General features: G+C 63.2%; 18 protein-coding genes and 1 tRNA gene. 8 read left to right on the top strand and 11 right to left on the bottom strand.

Features of this window, described 5'->3' with window-relative positions:
• Nucleotides 1–121: 121 nt before the first annotated feature.
• From trhA to ABIE53_RS17060, 3 genes are all read right to left on the bottom strand, one after another.
• Nucleotides 122–742 carry a PAQR family membrane homeostasis protein TrhA gene (gene trhA / locus ABIE53_RS17070; protein WP_006049943.1) on the bottom strand — a complete coding sequence of 207 codons (621 nt, stop codon included), beginning with the start codon at nt 740–742 and terminating at the stop codon, nt 122–124.
• Between the two features lie 131 nt (nt 743–873).
• Nucleotides 874–2,172: a c-type cytochrome gene (locus ABIE53_RS17065; protein WP_006049944.1), complete on the bottom strand. Its 1,299-nt coding sequence runs from the start codon at nt 2,170–2,172 to the stop codon at nt 874–876.
• A 21-nt stretch (nt 2,173–2,193) separates the two neighbouring features.
• Complete coding sequence (locus tag ABIE53_RS17060; protein ID WP_029968196.1) at nt 2,194–2,925, bottom strand: c-type cytochrome; 732 nt, start codon at nt 2,923–2,925, stop codon at nt 2,194–2,196.
• A gap of 404 nt (nt 2,926–3,329) precedes the next feature.
• Between ABIE53_RS17060 and copC the strand changes: the two genes are divergently transcribed.
• Both copC and ABIE53_RS17050 read left to right on the top strand, forming a co-directional pair.
• Nucleotides 3,330–3,707 carry a copper homeostasis periplasmic binding protein CopC gene (gene copC, locus ABIE53_RS17055; protein WP_006049946.1) on the top strand — a complete coding sequence of 126 codons (378 nt, stop codon included), beginning with the start codon at nt 3,330–3,332 and terminating at the stop codon, nt 3,705–3,707.
• Entirely contained in the window at nt 3,704–4,633 is a 930-nt protein-coding gene (locus ABIE53_RS17050; protein WP_006049947.1) for a CopD family protein, read from the top strand. Before copC ends, ABIE53_RS17050 begins: the two co-directional genes overlap by 4 nt.
• Before the next feature lie 243 nt (nt 4,634–4,876).
• Here the strand turns inward: ABIE53_RS17050 and ABIE53_RS17045 are convergent, their stop codons facing one another.
• From ABIE53_RS17045 to dgoD, 3 genes are all read right to left on the bottom strand, one after another.
• Entirely contained in the window at nt 4,877–5,137 is a 261-nt protein-coding gene (locus ABIE53_RS17045) for a YodC family protein (RefSeq protein WP_232292287.1), read from the bottom strand.
• 17 nt (nt 5,138–5,154) lie between these two features.
• Nucleotides 5,155–5,457 carry a hypothetical protein gene (locus tag ABIE53_RS17040; protein WP_006049949.1) on the bottom strand — a complete coding sequence of 101 codons (303 nt, stop codon included), beginning with the start codon at nt 5,455–5,457 and terminating at the stop codon, nt 5,155–5,157.
• 332 nt (nt 5,458–5,789) lie between these two features.
• The gene (gene dgoD, locus ABIE53_RS17035) at nt 5,790–6,938 is read right to left on the bottom strand and encodes a galactonate dehydratase (protein ID WP_006049950.1); all 1,149 of its coding nucleotides are present in this window, start codon (nt 6,936–6,938) and stop codon (nt 5,790–5,792) included.
• A 93-nt stretch (nt 6,939–7,031) separates the two neighbouring features.
• Between dgoD and ABIE53_RS17030 the strand changes: the two genes are divergently transcribed.
• Nucleotides 7,032–7,739, top strand: a complete 708-nt coding sequence (locus tag ABIE53_RS17030) for a FadR/GntR family transcriptional regulator (RefSeq protein WP_044021245.1) — start codon at nt 7,032–7,034, stop codon at nt 7,737–7,739.
• Between the two features lie 25 nt (nt 7,740–7,764).
• Here the strand turns inward: ABIE53_RS17030 and ABIE53_RS17025 are convergent, their stop codons facing one another.
• The 5 genes from ABIE53_RS17025 to ABIE53_RS17005 all read right to left on the bottom strand — a co-directional run bounded on the left by ABIE53_RS17025 (nt 7,765) and on the right by ABIE53_RS17005 (nt 12,641).
• On the bottom strand, nt 7,765–8,106 hold the full coding sequence (locus ABIE53_RS17025; RefSeq protein WP_006049952.1) for a hypothetical protein: 342 nt from the start codon (nt 8,104–8,106) through the stop codon (nt 7,765–7,767).
• Between the two features lie 106 nt (nt 8,107–8,212).
• A tRNA-Met gene (locus tag ABIE53_RS17020) sits at nt 8,213–8,289 on the bottom strand.
• Nucleotides 8,290–8,405: 116 nt separating this feature from the next.
• Nucleotides 8,406–10,064: an MFS transporter gene (locus ABIE53_RS17015; RefSeq protein ID WP_006049953.1), complete on the bottom strand. Its 1,659-nt coding sequence runs from the start codon at nt 10,062–10,064 to the stop codon at nt 8,406–8,408.
• 217 nt (nt 10,065–10,281) lie between these two features.
• Complete coding sequence (locus tag ABIE53_RS17010; RefSeq protein ID WP_006049954.1) at nt 10,282–11,829, bottom strand: sensor histidine kinase; 1,548 nt, start codon at nt 11,827–11,829, stop codon at nt 10,282–10,284.
• A gap of 8 nt (nt 11,830–11,837) precedes the next feature.
• Nucleotides 11,838–12,641, bottom strand: coding sequence for a response regulator transcription factor (locus tag ABIE53_RS17005; RefSeq protein ID WP_044021267.1), 804 nt, complete (start codon nt 12,639–12,641; stop codon nt 11,838–11,840).
• Nucleotides 12,642–12,874: 233 nt separating this feature from the next.
• Between ABIE53_RS17005 and recA the strand changes: the two genes are divergently transcribed.
• The 5 genes from recA to sucD all read left to right on the top strand — a co-directional run bounded on the left by recA (nt 12,875) and on the right by sucD (nt 17,986).
• A complete protein-coding gene (gene recA, locus ABIE53_RS17000) occupies nt 12,875–13,948 on the top strand; it encodes a recombinase RecA (RefSeq protein WP_006049956.1) in 1,074 nt (357 codons plus the stop codon).
• 7 nt (nt 13,949–13,955) lie between these two features.
• The gene (recX, locus tag ABIE53_RS16995) at nt 13,956–14,801 is read left to right on the top strand and encodes a recombination regulator RecX (protein WP_053858707.1); all 846 of its coding nucleotides are present in this window, start codon (nt 13,956–13,958) and stop codon (nt 14,799–14,801) included.
• A gap of 268 nt (nt 14,802–15,069) precedes the next feature.
• On the top strand, nt 15,070–15,774 hold the full coding sequence (locus ABIE53_RS16990; RefSeq protein WP_006049958.1) for a DUF2889 domain-containing protein: 705 nt from the start codon (nt 15,070–15,072) through the stop codon (nt 15,772–15,774).
• 29 nt (nt 15,775–15,803) lie between these two features.
• Nucleotides 15,804–16,973 (top strand): ADP-forming succinate--CoA ligase subunit beta, encoded by a 1,170-nt coding sequence (gene sucC / locus ABIE53_RS16985; RefSeq protein WP_006049959.1) that lies wholly within the window; start codon nt 15,804–15,806, stop codon nt 16,971–16,973.
• A 131-nt stretch (nt 16,974–17,104) separates the two neighbouring features.
• Nucleotides 17,105–17,986 carry a succinate--CoA ligase subunit alpha gene (sucD, locus tag ABIE53_RS16980; protein WP_006049960.1) on the top strand — a complete coding sequence of 294 codons (882 nt, stop codon included), beginning with the start codon at nt 17,105–17,107 and terminating at the stop codon, nt 17,984–17,986.
• The last annotated feature ends 141 nt before the right edge of the window (nt 17,987–18,127 follow it).

Raw genomic sequence — 18,127 nt, 5'->3', positions numbered from 1 at the left:
GGCCGAGGCCCAGTTCCGTTCGCAGGGAAATCGGCGGCACGCTCGAGATGCGTGCCGGATGCTTCAACGCGCTATGCAGACACGTTGACTGGCCTTAAGTTGCATTTCGCCGCCGTGGACGTCACGCGACATAGCGCGCGACGCTGACGAATTGACACAGACTGCCCGCCAGTACGAACAGGTGCCAGATACCATGTCCGTGCCGGATGCGCTCGTCGTTGATGAAGAAGTAGATACCGGCGCTGTAGATGACCCCGCCGGCCACGAGCCAGGCAGTGCCCGCAGCCGGTAATGCTTCCAGCAGCGGGCGGACGGCAACGAGCGCGAGCCATCCCATCAGGACATACAGCACCATCGAAACGCTGCGGGTGCGTCGCCCGAGCGTCAGTTCCTGCACGATGCCAAGAGCGGCAAGCCCCCAGCTCACGCCGAACAGCGACCAGCCCCACGGCCCACGCAACGTGACAAGCGTGAACGGAGTATAGCTTCCGGCGATCAGCAGATAGATCGCCGAGTGGTCGCATTTCTGCAGCACCGCCTTGACGCGCGGGTTGCGCACGCTGTGGTAGAGCGTCGAGATAGCATACAGCACGAACAGCATCGCACCGTACACGCTGAAGCTGACCACCTTGTACGCGTCGCCTTCGACCGCGCCCATCGTCACGAGCGTCACCAGCCCCGCCACCGACAGCACGGCGCCGACGAGGTGGGTAATGCTGTTCAAACGCTCACCGACATGCACGGTCTTTTCTCCTGCACGGTTTCATTGGGGCAAAAGTTGCCGCGGTAACTACCCCATGATACCGGTCATCAAAAAACGAAGGGCGCGGCCGCGAATCTCGCAGGCCGCGCCCTTGATGCTACAAACGCTGCTTAGTCGAGCGGCGCCGAACGCAGATCGGACACTTGCTGCGGCGACACGGCCGTGCCGTGGTTGCCCCACGACATACGGATGTACGTCACGACCGCTGCGACTTCCTGATTCGACAGCGACTGTGCGAACGGCGGCATGCCGTACGGATGCGGGTTCGCGTCCGTGCTCGGCGGATAACCGCCGTTCAGCACCATGCGGATCGGGTTGACCGCCGACGGCATCTGGATCGACTGGTTGTTCGCGAGCGGCGGGAAGGCCGGCGGCATGCCGAGACCATTGTCCGCGTGGCACTTCGCGCAGTTGTCAGCGTAGATCTTCTGACCTTGCTTCAACAGTTCGCCGCCGAACTTTTCGGACGTTTCGAGCTGCATCGGCTCAGGTGCTTCGCTCTTCTGCGGAATCGTCTTCAGGTACGTGGCCATTGCGTTGATGTCCGCATCGCTCATGTACTGCAGGCTGTTGTGGACCACTTCCGCCATCGGGCCGAACACTGCGCCGCGGTTCGACACGCCGGTTTTCAGCAGATCGGCGATGTCTTTCGTTTCCCAGTCGCCGAGACCCGCTTCCTTGTTCGACGTGAGCGACGGCGCGTACCAGTTCTGCAGCGGGATCAGACCGCCGGCGAAAGCCGCCGAGCTGACCGGGCCGCCCATTGCGTTGATCGAGGTGTGGCACATGCCGCAATGGCCGAGACCTTCGATCAGATACGCGCCGCGGTTCCACTCGACCGACTTGGTCGGGTCCGGCTTGTACTCGCCTTCACGGAAGAACAGCGTGCGCCAGCCGATCAGCATGTTGCGCTGGTTGAACGGGAACTTGAGTTCGTGCGGACGGCTCGGCACGGCAACCGGCGGCACCGAACGCAGATACGCGTAGATCGCGTCCGAGTCGGCGCGCGTGACCTTCGTGTAGCTCGTGAACGGGAAGCCCGGATAGAGCAGGCTGCCGTCTTTCGAGCGGCCCGTGTGCATGGCGCGATAGAAGTCGTCCTGCGTCCACTTGCCGATGCCGTACTGGTCGTCAGGCGTGATGTTCGGCGTGAACATCGTGCCGAACGGCGTGGCCATGGGCAGACCGCCCGCGAATTGCTTGCCGCCGCGCACCGTGTGGCAGGCGATACAGTCGCCGGCGCGGGCGAGGTACTCGCCCTTCTTGACGAGCGCGGCCTGGTCGGCCGGCGTTGCCGCCACGGCCGAGCCGTTATGCAGATTGTCGCCGCCCGACCACAGGACGGGGACGAGTGCAGCAGCCGCGACAACGACAACTGCCGAGAGGGCGAACAAAGACTTGCGTTTCATTTGAGTGTCTCTCCCGGTGCCTTATTGCGGTTCGCTGCCGCAGGCAAGCGGAGTCTTCATCGAGCGGGCCGGAGCCGGCACGGGGTTTTGTGGAGCCTGTTGCGTGGAAAGCCACGCAGCGACCGCGTTGACGTCTTCGTCGGTGAGACGCGTGGCGATGGTGTGCATGCAATCAGGTGCGATTGCGTGGCGCGTGCCCGAACGCCATGCGCCGAGCTGCGCGCTGATGTAGTCGGAGTGCAGACCGACCAGACCCGGAATGGCCGGCTCCATGCCGGTCAGGCTCTTGCCGTGGCAAGCCGCGCAAGCCGGAATCTGCTTCGACGCGTCGCCGTTCAGCACGATCTGCTGGCCGCGCGCGAGCGTGGTGGACGAAACCGTCGGCTTGGCCGGCGCCGGATACGGCGGGCGCTGCTTCGAGAAGTACGTGGCGATCTGATGCAGATAGTCGTCGGAGAGATACGTGACGAGGTAGTTCATGGGCGGATACTTGCGGCGCCCTTCGCGGAAATTCTGCAACTGGTTGTACAGATAGTCGGCCGGCTTGCCCGCGAGGCGCGGGAAGTAGTCGTTGTCCGTGCCTTGACCGTGTGTGCCGTGGCAGGCCGTGCAACCTTGCACGCGCGCTTCCATCGTATCGGGGGCCTTCGGTTGAGTCTGCGCTTTCGCAGCGCTATAGACACCCGCGGAGCCGATCAGCAGAAGGGCAAGCAACGGGCGGAAAATGCGTCTTGAAGACACGCGTAACTCCATCAAAATCGGGGACCTGACCGAACTTCGAGCGGCTCGGTGTGAAGGGCAGCCGGCGCTGCGGCGACGCAGCATTCTATCATCGAAGGGTGATGATGACTATTTGCCGCACGCGCGACGCTTGCGGGTGTCACAGGCGTGCGACAGTTTGACGCGCATTGCCGGGCCCGAGCATGTTCATGCACGCCTTCCGACTTTTTACTGCGTCGTCCACGGTTGCAAGCGCTGTACCCGGCGAACTTTTACGCGCGATGTTGAACCCACGCGCACGCGGACCATCGAAGCGTACACTTCCGGGCGCGCCGGGCTGCGCGTTCGATCTGTTCGCGCGGCGCGAGCGGTCTGCTGCATTCCGCTCCAGCCCTGCCGGCCACTGCCGTTTTCCTGTTCACCGCTATCGGCCTTACATGAAGCTAATCCATCTTATTCGTCCGGCGCGGCTTTCATTCGCGTTCGGCGCCGCGGCGCTCTTGCTGACGTCCACGGCATTCGCGCATGCGCATCTCGTTTCCAGCGAGCCGGCTGCCAACGCCGAAGTCGCCGCACCCGCCGAGGTCACGCTGCACTTTACGGAGCCGCTCGAACCGGCGTTCAGCAAGATCGCGCTCGCCGATGCCAATGGCAAGCCGGCCGCATCGGCTGCGTCGCAAGTCGATAAACAGGATGCGCGCGTCATGCATCTGCCGCTGCCGCAGTTGGGCGCGGGCCACTACGCGGTGCATTGGACCGCGGTTGCCACCGACGGTCATCGCACGCAAGGCGACTTTGCGTTCACTGTCAAATGAGCATCGACGGACTGTGGATCGGGCAGGTCGCGATGGCCGCGCTCATGAATGTCGCGTTTGCGTTTGCCGTCGGTTCGGCGTTGCTCGGCGCGTGGCTGGCGGACGATGCCAAGGCGAAGATCTCGCCCGCGCAACCCGCGTGGTTGCGCGCGCAACGGTCGTTGCTGACGGCGAGCGTCGTGCTGGTGCTCGCGGATCTCGGCTGGCTGCTGTATCAGGCGGCGTCGATGAGCGGCGTGGCATTGCCCGCCGCGTTCGGCATGGTGCCGACCGTGCTTTCGCAAACGCATGTCGGCTATGGCTGGAGCGTTGCCTTCGCCGGCGCGCTGATTTTGCTCGGCACGGCCATGACGAGTCACGGCGGCATGCTGCGCAATGCGCTGCTGTGGCTCGCGGTGATCGTCATCGCGGCGGGCAAGGCGTCGCTCGGACATGCGGCGGACGCCGGCCTCGCGTCGGCGGCCATCGCGATGCAAACGCTGCACGTGCTCGTGACGACCGTCTGGGGCGGCCTCGCGATCACGGCCGGGCTTGTCGCGTTGCCGGCGCTGGGCGCGTCGACGGCGCGCGGCGTGCTGATCCGCACGGCGACGCAGGTGTCGAATGTGTCGCTGGTCGCGGTCGGGTTTGTCATCCTGTCCGGCATCTTCAATGCGGTGCGGGGTTCGGGCGGGTCGTTGCTGGCGATCGAGTCGAGCTCGTGGGGCCATGTGCTGATTCTCAAGCTCACGCTCGTCGGACTGGCGCTGGTGCTTGGCGGACTGAACCGCTTCCTCGCGCTGCCGCGCTTGCGCCGCACGGCATCGACGATGGACGCGCATACCTTCGTCAACGTGCTTTACCTGGAAGCACTTGCGTTGATCGGCGTTCTTGTCGCGGCCGCCGTGCTGTCGCATAGCGTGCCGGCGTTTGCGGCGCTTGGGTGAGGGGTGGTTGGGTGGGTTTGGATGGGGCAAGGCGGCGGTGACTGTGCGCCTTGCCGCGTCACCTCGGGCGACGCGTAGTTCGCACGCGTCGCGTAGACAAGCGGCGGTGCGCCTTGCCGCGTCACCTCAGACAACGCGCAGTCCACACGCGTCGCGTAAAAAACGCCGCGCAGTTTTGACGCGCGGCGCAGTAGACACGGCCGCTCATCTCAGCAAGCGAATCCGCTAGTACCCGCCAATCCGCTACTGCCCCGCAGCCGACAACCGCCTCTCCACTTGCGCCGGCTCCAGCGTTTCCTCGGGAAACATCTCCTGCATCAGTTCGCCCGTATCGGTGAACCATTGGCAGATCAGCCAGTTGCCTGACGCGAACAGCACGGGACCGCTCCATGTGACGGTCATCGGCGATCCGCCCGATTTCAGCCTCAGCACATCGCCGACGCCGTACACCGGCCTGGTGAGCCGGGCCGTTCTGGCGATGCGCGTCGATAGCATGTTCAGCATGTGGCCGCCCGATCGATTCATTCGAGGCCCAGCCGATGCCCGACGATCGGCGCGCTAAAGAGCGCGATCGCGCAGCCTGCCGCTTTTCCTTCGAGTTCGGCTGCGGCCGCGTGCGCGCCGTAGACATGCGCCAGCACGTCGAAAAGCTGCGGAATGCAATAGATGACGGCGGCGGCGATGAACCATTTTTCGAGCGCCGCGATGCGCCAGCCGCGTTCATACGCGACGGCCGCGCCGATGATGCGCAGCACGCCGAACAGCGCGAGCGCGCCGACGGCCGCCTGTTCGCGCAGCAGATAGTCCGGAATGAATTCGCCCATGAAAGCCCCCGATGCATTTTGTTGTCGAGTGCATTTGAGCAAGGACCACGCCATGTGACTGTCTGATGCCGAACAAAGGGCGCGAGCGCCTTTGTCGACGGGGCTTTGCGGGGCGCAGAGGCAAGCGGCGCGAGCGTCTTGCGAGCGCTGCTGGAGCCGGTTTGGTCCCGGACGTTACGTTACTGAGACGGCCGCGCGTCACGTCGCCGTAACGTGTGGCTGCATCGCGCGAATCGCCCGGCTGTCGACGCACAAAAGAGAGCGCCGCCCGCAGGCGGCGCTAGTCAGTTAGTCAGTTAGTCAGCAAACCGGCTCAGTCAGCAAAGCTCCGCTCACCACTCCGCGACGCTGCCGTCCGCGTGACGCCAGACCGGATTGCGCCAGCGATGCCCGACCTTCGCCATCTCGCGCACCTTCTCTTCGTTCACCTCGATACCGAGACCCGGACCTTGCGGAATCGACACGAAGCCGTCTTCGTATTTGAAGACTTCCGGGTTCCTGATGTAGTCGAGCAGGTCATTGCCCTGGTTGTAGTGAATGCCGAGGCTCTGTTCCTGGATGAACGCGTTGTAGCTCACCGCGTCGATCTGCAGGCAGGTGGCGAGCGCGATCGGACCGAGCGGGCAGTGCAGCGCGAGCGCGACGTCGTAGGCTTCCGCCATCGACGCGATCTTGCGGCACTCCGTGATCCCGCCCGCGTGCGAGGCGTCCGGCTGGATGATGTCGACGTAGCCGCCCGACAGGATGTGCTTGAAGTCCCAGCGCGAATACAGACGCTCGCCCAATGCAATCGGCGTGTTGGTCTGGTTGACGATGTCGCGCAGCGCTTCCGCGTTTTCCGACAGCACCGGCTCTTCGATGAAGAGCAGCTTGTACGGGTCGAGCTCTTTCGCGAGCACTTTGGCCATCGGCTTGTGCACGCGGCCGTGGAAATCCACGCCGATGCCAATGTCCGGTCCCACCGCCTCGCGCACCGCGGCCACGTTGTTGATGACGCCTTGCACCTTGTCGAAGGTGTCGATGATCTGCAGTTCTTCCGAGCCGTTCATCTTCACGGCCTTGAAGCCGCGCTCGACCACGGCGCGCGCGTTGTTCGCAACGTCGCTCGGACGGTCGCCGCCGATCCACGAATACACCTTGATCCTGTCGCGCACCTGGCCGCCGAGCAGCGCGTGAATCGGCACGCCATGATGCTTGCCCTTGATGTCCCACAGCGCCTGATCGACGCCGGCGATCGCGCTCATCGTGATCGGACCGCCGCGATAAAAGCCCGCGCGGTACATGACCTGCCAGTGGTCTTCGATCAGAAGCGGGTCTTTGCCGATCAGATAGTCCGACAGTTCTTCGACGGCCGCGGCCACCGTATGCGCGCGGCCCTCGACCACCGGCTCGCCCCAGCCGACGATGCCTTCGTCCGTCTCGATCTTGAGGAAGCACCAGCGCGGCGGAACGATGAACGTTTCAAGCTTGGTGATTTTCATGGCGTGCGTCTCCACTCATTGCGAAATATTCGAGGGTTTCCATGCTACCGCACAATCGCGCTAAAGTACTATTAATAGTACTATTCGCCACATATTGAGCGGCGCCGCCGCCGGGAGAAAGCTATTCAGCACGATCTGCATGGGCGCGTCGCGCATTTGCTGGGCACGGCGATTTTGCGTGGCGACTACGCGCCCGAATCGATCCTGCCGCGCGAGGCGGAGTTAATGGGCACTTTGGGCGTGAGTCGCACTGTGTTGCGCGAGGCGCTGCGCACGCTGACGTCGAAAGGGCTGATCGAATCGCGGCCGCGCGTGGGCACGCGCGTGCGGCCGAGGCACGCGTGGAATCTGCTCGATGTCGATGTGCTCGACTGGTATTCGCGCGTCGCCGAGCCGATGCAATTCGCGCTCAAGCTGCAGGAAATGCGCGAGATGATCGAGCCGTATGCCGCCGGTCTCGCGGCGGCTTCGCACGCGGATGACACGTTCGGCGCGCTGGCCGCCGCCCACGCGGCGATGGCCGCGGCGCGCAATGTCGACGAATGGGTAAGGGCGGATCTGCAGTTTCACCTGAGCGTGCTGATCGCGTGCAGCAACGAATTGCTGATTCCGCTCGGCACACTGATCGAACGTACGCTCGAGGCGCAGCTTCGGCTGAATGCGAAGCGCGCGGAGGTTTTCAATGCGTCGCTCGCGGAACATACGGCCGTGTTCGAGGCGATTCGCGAGCGCGACGCCGCCGCCGCGCGCGACGCGATGGCGCGCCTGCTCGGCGTGACGCGCGGGCGCATCGAGGCGTGATCGCGCCGGTTCCCGGATGGCTCGCTTACTTGGCTTCCGGGCCCGTCGTGGCCGCGCCCGACGACGGCGCCAGTTCATAACAGCCCGGCACTTTCTTGCTCGCCTCGGAGGCTTGCGAATCGATGCACTTGAAGGCGCTCTGGTCGCGCTGCACGAAGATCGTATCGGCCGGGCCGCCGTCGGCGCGAGGCGTATTGACGACGGCGACGATCCTGTAGCCGTTCTGCAGAAGCGTCGACAAGGTGGTCTGGCTTGCGCGCCACTGGTTGTCGGTCGGAGTTTGCGCCTGAGCCGCGCTCACGGAAGCGGCGCCCCAAAGCGCGATCGATGCGATGGCCACGGCGCGCGCGGCGGTGCGGAACGTCATCAACAATCCTCCTTGAAGTTGCGAGTGTCGGTGCCTGAATGAAAAATAGACAGCCAGAAACGAAAAAGCCGCTGGACCTTGTGGGTCAGCGGCTTTTTCTTGCAACTGGTGGCGAATCAGGGACTCGAACCCCGGACCTGCGGATTATGATTCCGTCGCTCTAACCAACTGAGCTAATTCGCCGAAAGAAGCGAGATTATGAGGATAGCGCCTGGGGCTGTCAACCCCCGGCGCGCAACTTTTTTAAACTGCCGCCTCATGAGCCCGCAAGCGCGGGCCTGCGGGGCGGCGGGTCCCGGTCAATCCTTCGCGTAAATGTCCGAGTCTTTCGTTTCGCGGACGAACAGCATGCCGATCACAAACGTGATGAGCGCGATCACGATCGGATACCACAAGCCCGAGTAGATGTTGCCCTTCGCCGCGACGATCGCGAACGCGGTGGCCGGCAGGAAGCCGCCGAACCAGCCATTGCCGATGTGATACGGCAGCGACATCGACGTATAGCGGATACGCGTCGGGAACATCTCCACCAGCATTGCCGCGATCGGTCCGTAGACCATCGTCACGTAGATCACGAGGATCGTCAGGATCACCACGCTCATCGGCCAGTTGATCTGCGACGAGTCGGCCTTCGGCGGATAGCCCGCGGACTTCAGCGTCGTGGCGAGCGTCTTGTCGAACGTCTTGCCCTGTTCCTTGGCGTCGGCGGCCTTGCCGTCATACGTGTTCACCACCGTATCGCCGACCTTGATCTGCGCCGCCGTGCCCGCCGGCGCCGCGACGTTCTCGTAGTTCAGGCCGGCCTTCGAAAGCGCACTCTTCGCGATGTCGCAGGAACTCGTGAACTTCGACGTGCCGACCGGGTTGAACTGGAACGAGCATTCGTCGGGATTCGCGATCACGACGATCGGCGCCTTGGCCGTAGCCGTTTCCAGCGCCGGGTTCACGTAGTGCGTGAGCGCCTTGAAGAGCGGGAAGTACGTCAGCGCGGCGATCAGCAGCCCGGCCATGATGATCGGCTTGCGGCCGATGCGGTCCGACAGCGAGCCGAAGAACAGGAAGAACGGCGTGCCGATCAGCAGCGCGATGGCGATCATGATGTTGGCCGTTGCGCCGTCGACCTTCAGCGTCTGCGTCAGGAAGAACAGGCTGTAGAACTGGCCCGTGTACCACACCACGGCCTGGCCGGCGGTCAGGCCGATCAGCGCGAGAATCACGATCTTCAGGTTCTTCCACTGGCCGAACGCTTCGGTAAGCGGCGCCTTCGACGTCTTGCCTTCGGCCTTGATGCGCTCGAACACCGGCGATTCATGCAGTTGCAGGCGAATCCACACCGAAATGGCCAGCAGCACGATCGACGCGATGAACGGAATGCGCCAGCCCCATGCGCCGAACGCGTCTTCGCCCATCGCCGTACGCACGCCGAGAATCACGAGCAACGAGAGGAAGAGGCCGAGCGTGGCCGTCGTCTGAATCCAGGCAGTGTAGAAGCCGCGGCGTCCCGGCGGCGCATGTTCCGCCACGTAGGTCGCGGCGCCGCCGTACTCGCCGCCGAGCGCCAGGCCCTGCAGCATCCGCATCGCGATGAAGATGACCGGCGATGCGATGCCGATCGCCGCATAGCCGGGCAAGAAGCCGACGAGGAACGTCGACACGCCCATGATCACGATCGTGACGAGGAACGTGTACTTGCGGCCGACCATATCGCCGAGCCGCCCGAACACCACCGCGCCGAACGGCCGGACCGCGAAACCCGCGGCGAAGCTGAGCAGCGTGAAAATGAAGCCGGCAGTCGGATTGACGCCGGAGAAAAAGCTCTTGCTGATGAAGGCGGCCAGCGAGCCGGCCAGATAAAAGTCGTACCACTCGAAAACCGTACCTAGCGACGATGCGAAGATCACCCGCTTCTCATCGCGCGTCATGGGCACGGGCGAAATGTGTCCGCCTACGGTAGCCATATGTCGTCTCCAATATTGATATGCACGCGGTGCGCCGGCCCGCGGCGTTCCGTGCAACCGATTATTGGAGTGAAAACTTACGGCCTACTGACGTGAATGGTTGCGCCGATGGCTTGCTGACCCGCGACGAAGGTTCGTGAAAATAGGTCAATTCTGGTTCAACGCCGTGCAATATGCTGTGAACGCCGGACAACTTGGCTTTGGCGGCTTGTGGCTGTCAGCCCGCGTTAGGGTAAGTCCTGCCCCGCTCGAGCACATGCAAACTGACACGCACCAGCGTTCCCGCGAGCCGCGGCGCGGTTTGATAGACGTTGTCGTCGATCGTCAGCTCGCCGCCGTGCATCGTCGCGATTTCGCGGACGATCGCAAGCCCGAGGCCGCTGCCGTCGCCTTCGCGGCCGAGAATCCGGTAAAAGCGCTCGACGACCCGCGAACGTTCGGCGGCTGGAATGCCGATGCCAGTGTCTTCCACTTCGAGATGCACGAGCCGCGCGGCGGCGTCGCGCCTCACTCTCACGGTGATGCGGCCGCCCTCCGGCGTGTAGCGGATCGCGTTGTCGATCAGGTTCGACAACATCTCGCGCAGCATTACCGGATTGCCGTCGACCTCGATGGGTTCTTCCGGCGCCTCGTAGCCCAAATCCATCTGCTTGGCGAGCGCGGCCTGCACCCAGTCGCGCACGGCATTGCGCGCGACTTCCGTCACTTCCACCGGCGTGAAGATCTGTCCGGACATGCGGTTTTCGGCGCGCGCGAGCGCAAGCAGTTGCGTGACGAGCCGCGCCGCGTGCTCCGAGCTTGTCGCGATCTGCTCGAGCGAGCGATGCACTTCCGCCGACGCGTCTTGCCGCAGCGCGAGCTCAGCCTGAGTGCGCAGGCCGGCGAGCGGCGTTTTCATCTGATGCGCGGCGTCGGCGATAAAGCGCTTTTGCAATTCCATGTTCTGCTCAAGACGCGTCAGCAGATCATTGAACGACGTGACGAGCGGCTCGATCTCCGGCGGCGCGCGACGCGCCTCGAGCGGCGACAGATCGTCGGGCCGACGCGCGCGGATGTGCGCCTGCAGCGCGTGCAGCGGCGCGAGGCCGCGCGAAAGGCCGAACCACACGAGCAGGATCGCGAGCGGCAGGATCACGAACTGCGGCAGGATCACGCCTTTGATGATGTCGTTGGCGAGCTGGCTGCGTTTGTCGAGCGTCTCGGCGACCTGCACGAGCACCGGCTCTGCGCCGGGCGTCTGCGGGAATTCGACCGTCGTATAGGCCACGCGGATGTCGTTGCCGCGCAGCATGTCGTCCCGGAAAGCGACAAGGCCCGGTTGCGGCCGGTCGTCTTCGTGCGGCAGCGGCATGTCGCGCTCGCCCGCCACCAGCTCGCCCCGCGTGCCGAGCACCTGATAGAAAACACTGTCGACGTTGTCCGTCCGCAAAAAGTCGCGCGTGGAATCGGGCAGCGTCAGCTCGGCCACGCCGTTGACCGGATGAATCTGCCGAGCGAGCACGTAGGCGTCGGTTTCCAGCGCGCGGTCGAACGGCCCGTTCGCGATCGACTTGGCGACCAGATAAGTGACGGCCAGGCTCATCGGCCAGAGCAGCAGCAAAGGCGCGAGCATCCAGTCGAGAATTTCGCCGAATAGCGAGCGCGGGCGCGCCTCGGCGGCGGCTTCGGTTTCGTCGGGCGGGGCGAACGGATTGGCGTAGCGCTCGTCGCGCGCCTCGTCGAGGTCCGCCGGGCGGGCCGTCGCGCGATCTGCGCGTGCGGACATGATGTGCTCTATTTGTAGTGGTGACTCGCCGGCATTCCGCCGGCCGGCGTTGACGGCGATGGTGCCGGTTCGGGCGCGGCGGGTGTGGTTGCCGCCGCATTCGCGCCGGCATTCGCACTCGCATTCGCACTGGCATTCGCGGGCGCGACCGCTTTCTCGAGGCAGTAGCCGAGCCCTCGCACGGTGATGATGCGCACGCCGCTCGGCTCGATTTTCTTGCGCAGCCGGTGCACGTAGACCTCGATTGCGTTGTTGCTGACTTCCTCGCCCCATTCGCAAAGATGGTCGACGAGCTGTTCCTTCGAAACCAGCCGGCCGATCCGTTGCAGCAGCACTTCGAGAAGACCCAGCTCGCGCGCCGACAGGTCGATCACCTGATCGTTGATATAGGCGATCCGGCCCACCTGATCGAAGCCCAGCGAACCGTGCCGCACGATCGTCGGACCGCCGCCCGCGCCGCGCCGCGTGAGCGCGCGCACACGCGCTTCGAGTTCGTTGAGGGCAAACGGTTTGGCCATGTAGTCGTCGGCGCCGAGGTCGAGGCCCTTGACGCGCTCGTCGACGCTGTCCGCGGCAGTCAGAATCAGCACCGGCAGGTTCGAATTGCGCGCGCGCAGGCGGCGCAGCACCTCGAGCCCGGACATGCGCGGCAGGCCGAGATCGAGAATCAGCAGGTCGAAACTTTGCATCGACAGCGCGGTGTCGGCCTCGACGCCGCTCTTCACGTGATCCACGGCATAGGCCGATTGGCGGAGTGATCGAACCAGACCGTCCGCGAGTATGCTGTCGTCTTCGGCAATCAGAATTCGCATGATGCGCCAGCTCAGGGCCTTGGCCGGCACCTCGGGTGTCCCCGCGGCGCACAGCGGTCTCCGAATCATTGTGGGTGGTTGGGCGGCGCGACAGTAAAAATGCGCGTTCGCATCAGAATCACGCTTGCCAAAACCACTGTTTTTTTATACAGTGTCTGAGTTTCGTGTGCTGTCCTTCAAAACTGGACGACACATCTGCCTCAGACGCCGTTCATCATAGCAAAGGACGATTCATGGAAGAAAGCAAGAAAGGCTCGGCTGGACTGACTGCTGAAAAGAGCAAGGCACTCGCTGCCGCCCTCGCGCAGATCGAAAAGCAGTTCGGCAAAGGGTCGGTCATGCGGCTCGGCGCAGGTGAGGTAGTCGAAGACATCCAGGTCGTTTCCACCGGATCGCTCGGCCTCGACATCGCGTTGGGCGTCGGCGGTTTGCCGCGTGGCCGCGTGGTCGAAATCTATGGTCCGGAGTCGTCGGGTAAGACCACGCTGACGCTGCAAGTCATCGCCGAAATGCAGAAGATCGGCGGCACGGCAGCGTTTATCGACGCGGAACACGCGCTGGACATTCAATACGCGGGCAAGCTCGGCGTGAACGTGAACGACCTGCTGGTGTCGCAGCCGGACACGGGCGAGCAGGCGCTGGAAATCGCCGACGCACTGGTGCGCTCGGGCTCGATCGACATGATCGTGATCGACTCGGTCGCGGCGCTCGTGCCGAAGGCTGAAATCGAAGGCGAAATGGGCGACTCGCTGCCGGGTCTGCAAGCGCGTCTTATGTCGCAAGCGCTGCGCAAGCTCACCGGCACGATCAAGCGCACCAACTGCCTCGTGATCTTCATCAACCAGATCCGCATGAAGATCGGCGTGATGTTCGGCAATCCGGAAACCACCACCGGCGGTAATGCGCTCAAGTTCTATGCGTCGGTGCGTCTCGACATTCGCCGCATTGGCTCGATCAAGAAGAACGACGAAGTGATCGGCAATGAAACGCGCGTCAAGGTGGTCAAGAACAAGGTTTCGCCACCGTTCCGCGAAGCGATCTTCGACATTCTGTACGGCGAGGGTATTTCGCGTCAGGGCGAAATTATCGACTTGGGCGTGCAGGCCAAAATCGTCGACAAGGCCGGTGCGTGGTACAGCTATAGCGGTGAGCGTATCGGCCAGGGCAAGGACAATGCGCGTGAATTCCTGCGCGAAAATCCGGATATCGCTCGTGAGATCGAGAACCGCATCCGCGAATCGCTGGGTGTGAATGCAATGGCCGAGGCAGTGACCGGCGCAGGCGCAGAAGTCGCGGACGAAGAGTAACCACTACGTGATACGCAAGGGCCGGCCATTGTCCAATTCTGGACGCAACGTGGGCGGCCCGCGTAATGACGGGAGCGATTCGCCCGAACGTTCGGCGCATGCGGATCTATCCGAAACATCGGATCGCTTTGATCCGTTCGATCGGCCTGAACCGTTCGACGCACACGATCGCGCCGCAGGCCGTGGCCTGCGGCGCGCGCTGTTGCCAGGTCAGCCCGACCAGTCCGCTGAGGCTACCTACACGCGCTCGAGTGAGTCGCGCGGCTCACGCAACTCGCGTAACAACTCACGCAGCTCGCTTCGTTCGCATGGGTCAAGCGGCTCACGCAGCACATCTGCCTCAGACCAAACACCCGGCGACGCAGATCCCGCCCCAAGCGAAGCAAAAAAATCCCAACGCCCAGCACGTTCGCTCAAAGGACGCGCGCTCGGCTACCTATCGCGCCGCGAATATAGCCGCAGTGAACTTGCACGCAAGCTGAAGCCCTTCGTCGAAGAAAGCGATTCGCTCGATACGCTGCTCGACACGCTCGAAGCCGAAAACTGGCTATCCGATTCCCGCTTCGCCGAAAGCCTGATTCATCGTCGTTCGTCGCGACTGGGTGCGAGCCGCATCGTTGGCGAATTGAAGCAGCACGCGGTGGATCGCACGCTCGTCGACGAAGCGAGCGCTCAATTACGCGAAACGGAACTGGCGCGCGCCCAAGCCGTATGGCGCAAGAAGTTCGGTCAGCTTCCGGAGACCGCGGCTGAGCGCGCGAAGCAGGCGCGCTTTCTCGCGTCACGCGGCTTTTCTGGCGCGACGATCGGCAAAATCCTCAAAGGTATCGACGAAGAATGGAGCGGTGAATAACGGCGAAGGCGGCGACTAGCAGCGAAGGGCGCGAAATGACGCGAAACGGCGGAAAGTGCCGCGAAGCGCCAGAAGCAGGACAAGCACCACAAGTCCCACCAAACCGCATCACCCACACTAACGCTTCAACCCAACCTTCCCCCCACCAACTCCAGCCATAACCCCACCCATAACCGGCCAGCAGGCCGTCCCCGCCGCATTCCGGGCTGTCCCGAATACCCAGTATGCTAAAATTCACGCGTTTTCCAATTCGGCCTTTCCTTTCCGCATGCCGCTTTCCTCGTCAGTGCCCCGTCAATTGCGCCATCGTCGCGCAATCCGGGCGGAAGCTTATGAACGAGCCGATGGCCTGTGGGATGTGGAAGCGTGCTTGACCGACGAAAAGCCACGCGACGTGGTCCTTGCGTCGGGCGTCCGGCCCAATGGTCAACCGATCCATGAACTCTGGCTTCGCATCACCATCGATCGCAAGCTCAATGTCGTCGACGCCGAGGCGTCGTCCGACTGGGTGCCCTATCCTGGGCTCTGCCAAGCCAGCAATCCCGCCTATCGTGCCCTCATCGGGCTCAATCTGTTCCACAACTTCCGTCGCGATGCTGCCCGTTTGCTGGCCGGCACGGCGGGTTGCACGCATCTCACCGAGCTGTGCGCGATCCTGCCGACCGCAGCGATCCAGGCGTTCGCCGGCGACGTATGGAACACCGGTGACAGCACGCCAGGCGCGAGTGCAAGTTCAGAAAGCGAGTCGACCGACGGCACCGCCGAACGTCTAAACGAAAAACCGCCATTCCAGTTGGGACGCTGCCACGCGCTGCGTTTCGACGGGGAGGCAGTGCAGCAGTTTTACCCGCGCTGGTATGGCCATGCGCCACGCCCAGCAGACCGCCCGGCATCGCCAGACAACGGGGCGGCCCGCCACGAAGGCAGGGGCAATGCGCCCGGCATGTTGGACGGTAGCGGAAGCGATGTTTAATCCAACTCTCAGACTGAAGGGAATCACGCATGAAGATTCACGAGTACCAGGGTAAGGAAATCCTGCGGAAATTCGGCGTCGCGGTACCGCGCGGCAAGCCGGTCTTCTCGGTGGATGATGCGGTCAAGGCCGCGGAAGAGCTCGGCGGCCCGGTGTGGGTCGTGAAGGCTCAGATCCATGCGGGTGGCCGTGGCAAGGGTGGCGGCGTGAAGGTTGCCAAGTCGCTGGATCAGGTTCGCGAGTACTCGAACCAGATCCTCGGCATGCAGCTTGTCACACACCAGACTGGTCCGGAAGGCCAGAAGGTGAACCGCCTGTTGATCGAGGAAGGCGCGGACATCAAGAAGGAACTGTATGTCGGCCTCGTGATCGATCGTGTTTCGCAGAAGATCGTCGTGATGGCGTCGAGCGAAGGCGGCATGGACGTCGAGGAAGTCGCGGAAAAGACGCCCGAGCTGATCCACAAGGTTGCCGTCGATCCGTCGACCGGCCTGAAGGACGCCGAAGCAGACGACCTCGCGAAGAAGATCGGCGTGCCCGACGCGTCGATCCCGCAAGCACGCGCGATCCTGCAAGGCCTCTACAAGGCGTTCTGGGAAACCGACGCATCACTCGCCGAAATCAACCCGCTGATCCTGACGGGCGACGGCAAGGTCATCGCACTCGACGCCAAGTTCAACTTCGATTCGAACGCACTGTTCCGTCATCCGGAAATCGTCGCGTATCGCGATCTGGACGAAGAAGATCCGGCTGAAGTCGAAGCGTCGAAGTTCGACCTCGCGTACATCTCGCTCGACGGCAACATCGGCTGTCTGGTGAACGGCGCGGGCCTCGCAATGGCGACGATGGACACCATCAAGCTGTTCGGCGGCGAACCGGCGAACTTCCTCGACGTGGGCGGTGGCGCCACGACGGAGAAGGTCACGGAAGCGTTCAAGATCATGCTGAAGAACCCGAACCTGACCGCGATTCTGGTCAACATCTTCGGCGGCATCATGCGCTGCGACGTGATCGCGGAAGGCGTGATCGCGGCGTCGAAGGCCGTGTCGCTGAAGGTGCCGCTCGTGGTCCGCATGAAGGGCACGAACGAAGACCTGGGCAAGAAGATGCTCGCCGATTCCGGTCTGCCGATCATCTCGGCTGACAGCATGGAAGAAGCGGCTCAGAAGGTCGTCGCGGCTGCCGCGGGCAAGGCGTAATCAGCCTCCCACGGCGTTTACCAGGATTACGAATGGCGGCGCACGGTAGCGCACGGGCAACGCGGGCGAGAACGTTCCGCCTCGTTGCTCGTCGCGCCATCGTGTGACGCCAAACGAACAGAGGTCAATACATGTCGATTCTGATTAACAAAGACACCAAGGTCATCACGCAGGGCATCACCGGCAAGACCGGTCAGTTCCATACGCGTGCTTGCCGTGAATACGCAAACGGCCGCGAAGCGTACGTCGCAGGCGTGAACCCGAAGAAGGCCGGCGAAGATTTCGAAGGCATTCCTATCTACGCAAGCGTCGCTGAAGCCAAGGCTGAAACGGGCGCGACCGTGTCGGTGATTTACGTTCCGCCGGCAGGCGCTGCTGCTGCAATCTGGGAAGCAGTCGAAGCCGACCTGGATCTCGCGATCTGCATCACGGAAGGCATTCCCGTCCGTGACATGATCGAGATCAAGGACCGCATGCGTCGCGAAAACCGCAAGACGCTGCTGCTCGGACCGAACTGCCCCGGCACGATCACGCCGGACGAACTGAAGATCGGCATCATGCCGGGTCACATCCACCGCAAGGGCCGCATCGGCGTCGTGTCGCGTTCGGGCACGCTGACGTATGAAGCAGTCGGCCAGTTGACGGCGATCGGCCTCGGCCAGTCGTCGGCAGTCGGTATCGGCGGCGATCCGATCAACGGTCTGAAGCACATCGACGTGATGAAGATGTTCAACGACGATCCGGATACGGACGCCGTCATCATGATCGGCGAGATCGGCGGTCCGGACGAAGCGAACGCGGCTGAGTGGATCAAGGGCAACATGAAGAAGCCGGTGGTCGGCTTCATCGCCGGCGTCACGGCGCCTCCGGGCAAGCGCATGGGCCACGCCGGCGCGCTGATCTCGGGCGGTGCGGATACGGCCGAAGCGAAGCTGGAAATCATGGACGCCTGCGGCATCAAGGTCACGAAGAACCCGTCGGAAATGGCGCGTCTTCTGAAGGCAATGCTGTAAATCGAAACTGGCGCCCAGTTCGAGCGCCTTTTTTGATACGCTTACGAGATCCTTTCGTAGCGTGCGTTCTCAAAAGCGGGGGAGTTAAACACTCCTCCGCTTTTTTATTGGCCGCGCGTCCGCTTCCTTCTTATTCTTTTG

It is taken from the genome of Paraburkholderia sp. OAS925, assembly GCF_040543975.1.
Taxonomy (GTDB): domain Bacteria; phylum Pseudomonadota; class Gammaproteobacteria; order Burkholderiales; family Burkholderiaceae; genus Paraburkholderia; species Paraburkholderia graminis.
This window is presented reverse-complemented; position numbering and strand designations above follow the sequence as displayed.

Coding starts and splice junctions, on each gene's coding strand:
- ABIE53_RS17065 (WP_006049944.1), bottom strand. CDS start 2,172: ATGAAACGCAAGTCTTTGTTCGCCCTCTCGGCAGTTGTCGTTGTCGCG.
- ABIE53_RS17060 (WP_029968196.1), bottom strand. CDS start 2,925: ATGGAGTTACGCGTGTCTTCAAGACGCATTTTCCGCCCGTTGCTTGCC.
- copC (WP_006049946.1), top strand. CDS start 3,330: ATGAAGCTAATCCATCTTATTCGTCCGGCGCGGCTTTCATTCGCGTTC.
- ABIE53_RS17050 (WP_006049947.1), top strand. CDS start 3,704: ATGAGCATCGACGGACTGTGGATCGGGCAGGTCGCGATGGCCGCGCTC.
- ABIE53_RS17045 (WP_232292287.1), bottom strand. CDS start 5,137: ATGCTGAACATGCTATCGACGCGCATCGCCAGAACGGCCCGGCTCACC.
- ABIE53_RS17040 (WP_006049949.1), bottom strand. CDS start 5,457: ATGGGCGAATTCATTCCGGACTATCTGCTGCGCGAACAGGCGGCCGTC.
- dgoD (WP_006049950.1), bottom strand. CDS start 6,938: ATGAAAATCACCAAGCTTGAAACGTTCATCGTTCCGCCGCGCTGGTGC.
- ABIE53_RS17025 (WP_006049952.1), bottom strand. CDS start 8,106: ATGACGTTCCGCACCGCCGCGCGCGCCGTGGCCATCGCATCGATCGCG.
- ABIE53_RS17015 (WP_006049953.1), bottom strand. CDS start 10,064: ATGGCTACCGTAGGCGGACACATTTCGCCCGTGCCCATGACGCGCGAT.
- ABIE53_RS17010 (WP_006049954.1), bottom strand. CDS start 11,829: ATGTCCGCACGCGCAGATCGCGCGACGGCCCGCCCGGCGGACCTCGAC.
- ABIE53_RS17005 (WP_044021267.1), bottom strand. CDS start 12,641: ATGCGAATTCTGATTGCCGAAGACGACAGCATACTCGCGGACGGTCTG.
- recA (WP_006049956.1), top strand. CDS start 12,875: ATGGAAGAAAGCAAGAAAGGCTCGGCTGGACTGACTGCTGAAAAGAGC.
- ABIE53_RS16990 (WP_006049958.1), top strand. CDS start 15,070: ATGCCGCTTTCCTCGTCAGTGCCCCGTCAATTGCGCCATCGTCGCGCA.
- sucC (WP_006049959.1), top strand. CDS start 15,804: ATGAAGATTCACGAGTACCAGGGTAAGGAAATCCTGCGGAAATTCGGC.
- sucD (WP_006049960.1), top strand. CDS start 17,105: ATGTCGATTCTGATTAACAAAGACACCAAGGTCATCACGCAGGGCATC.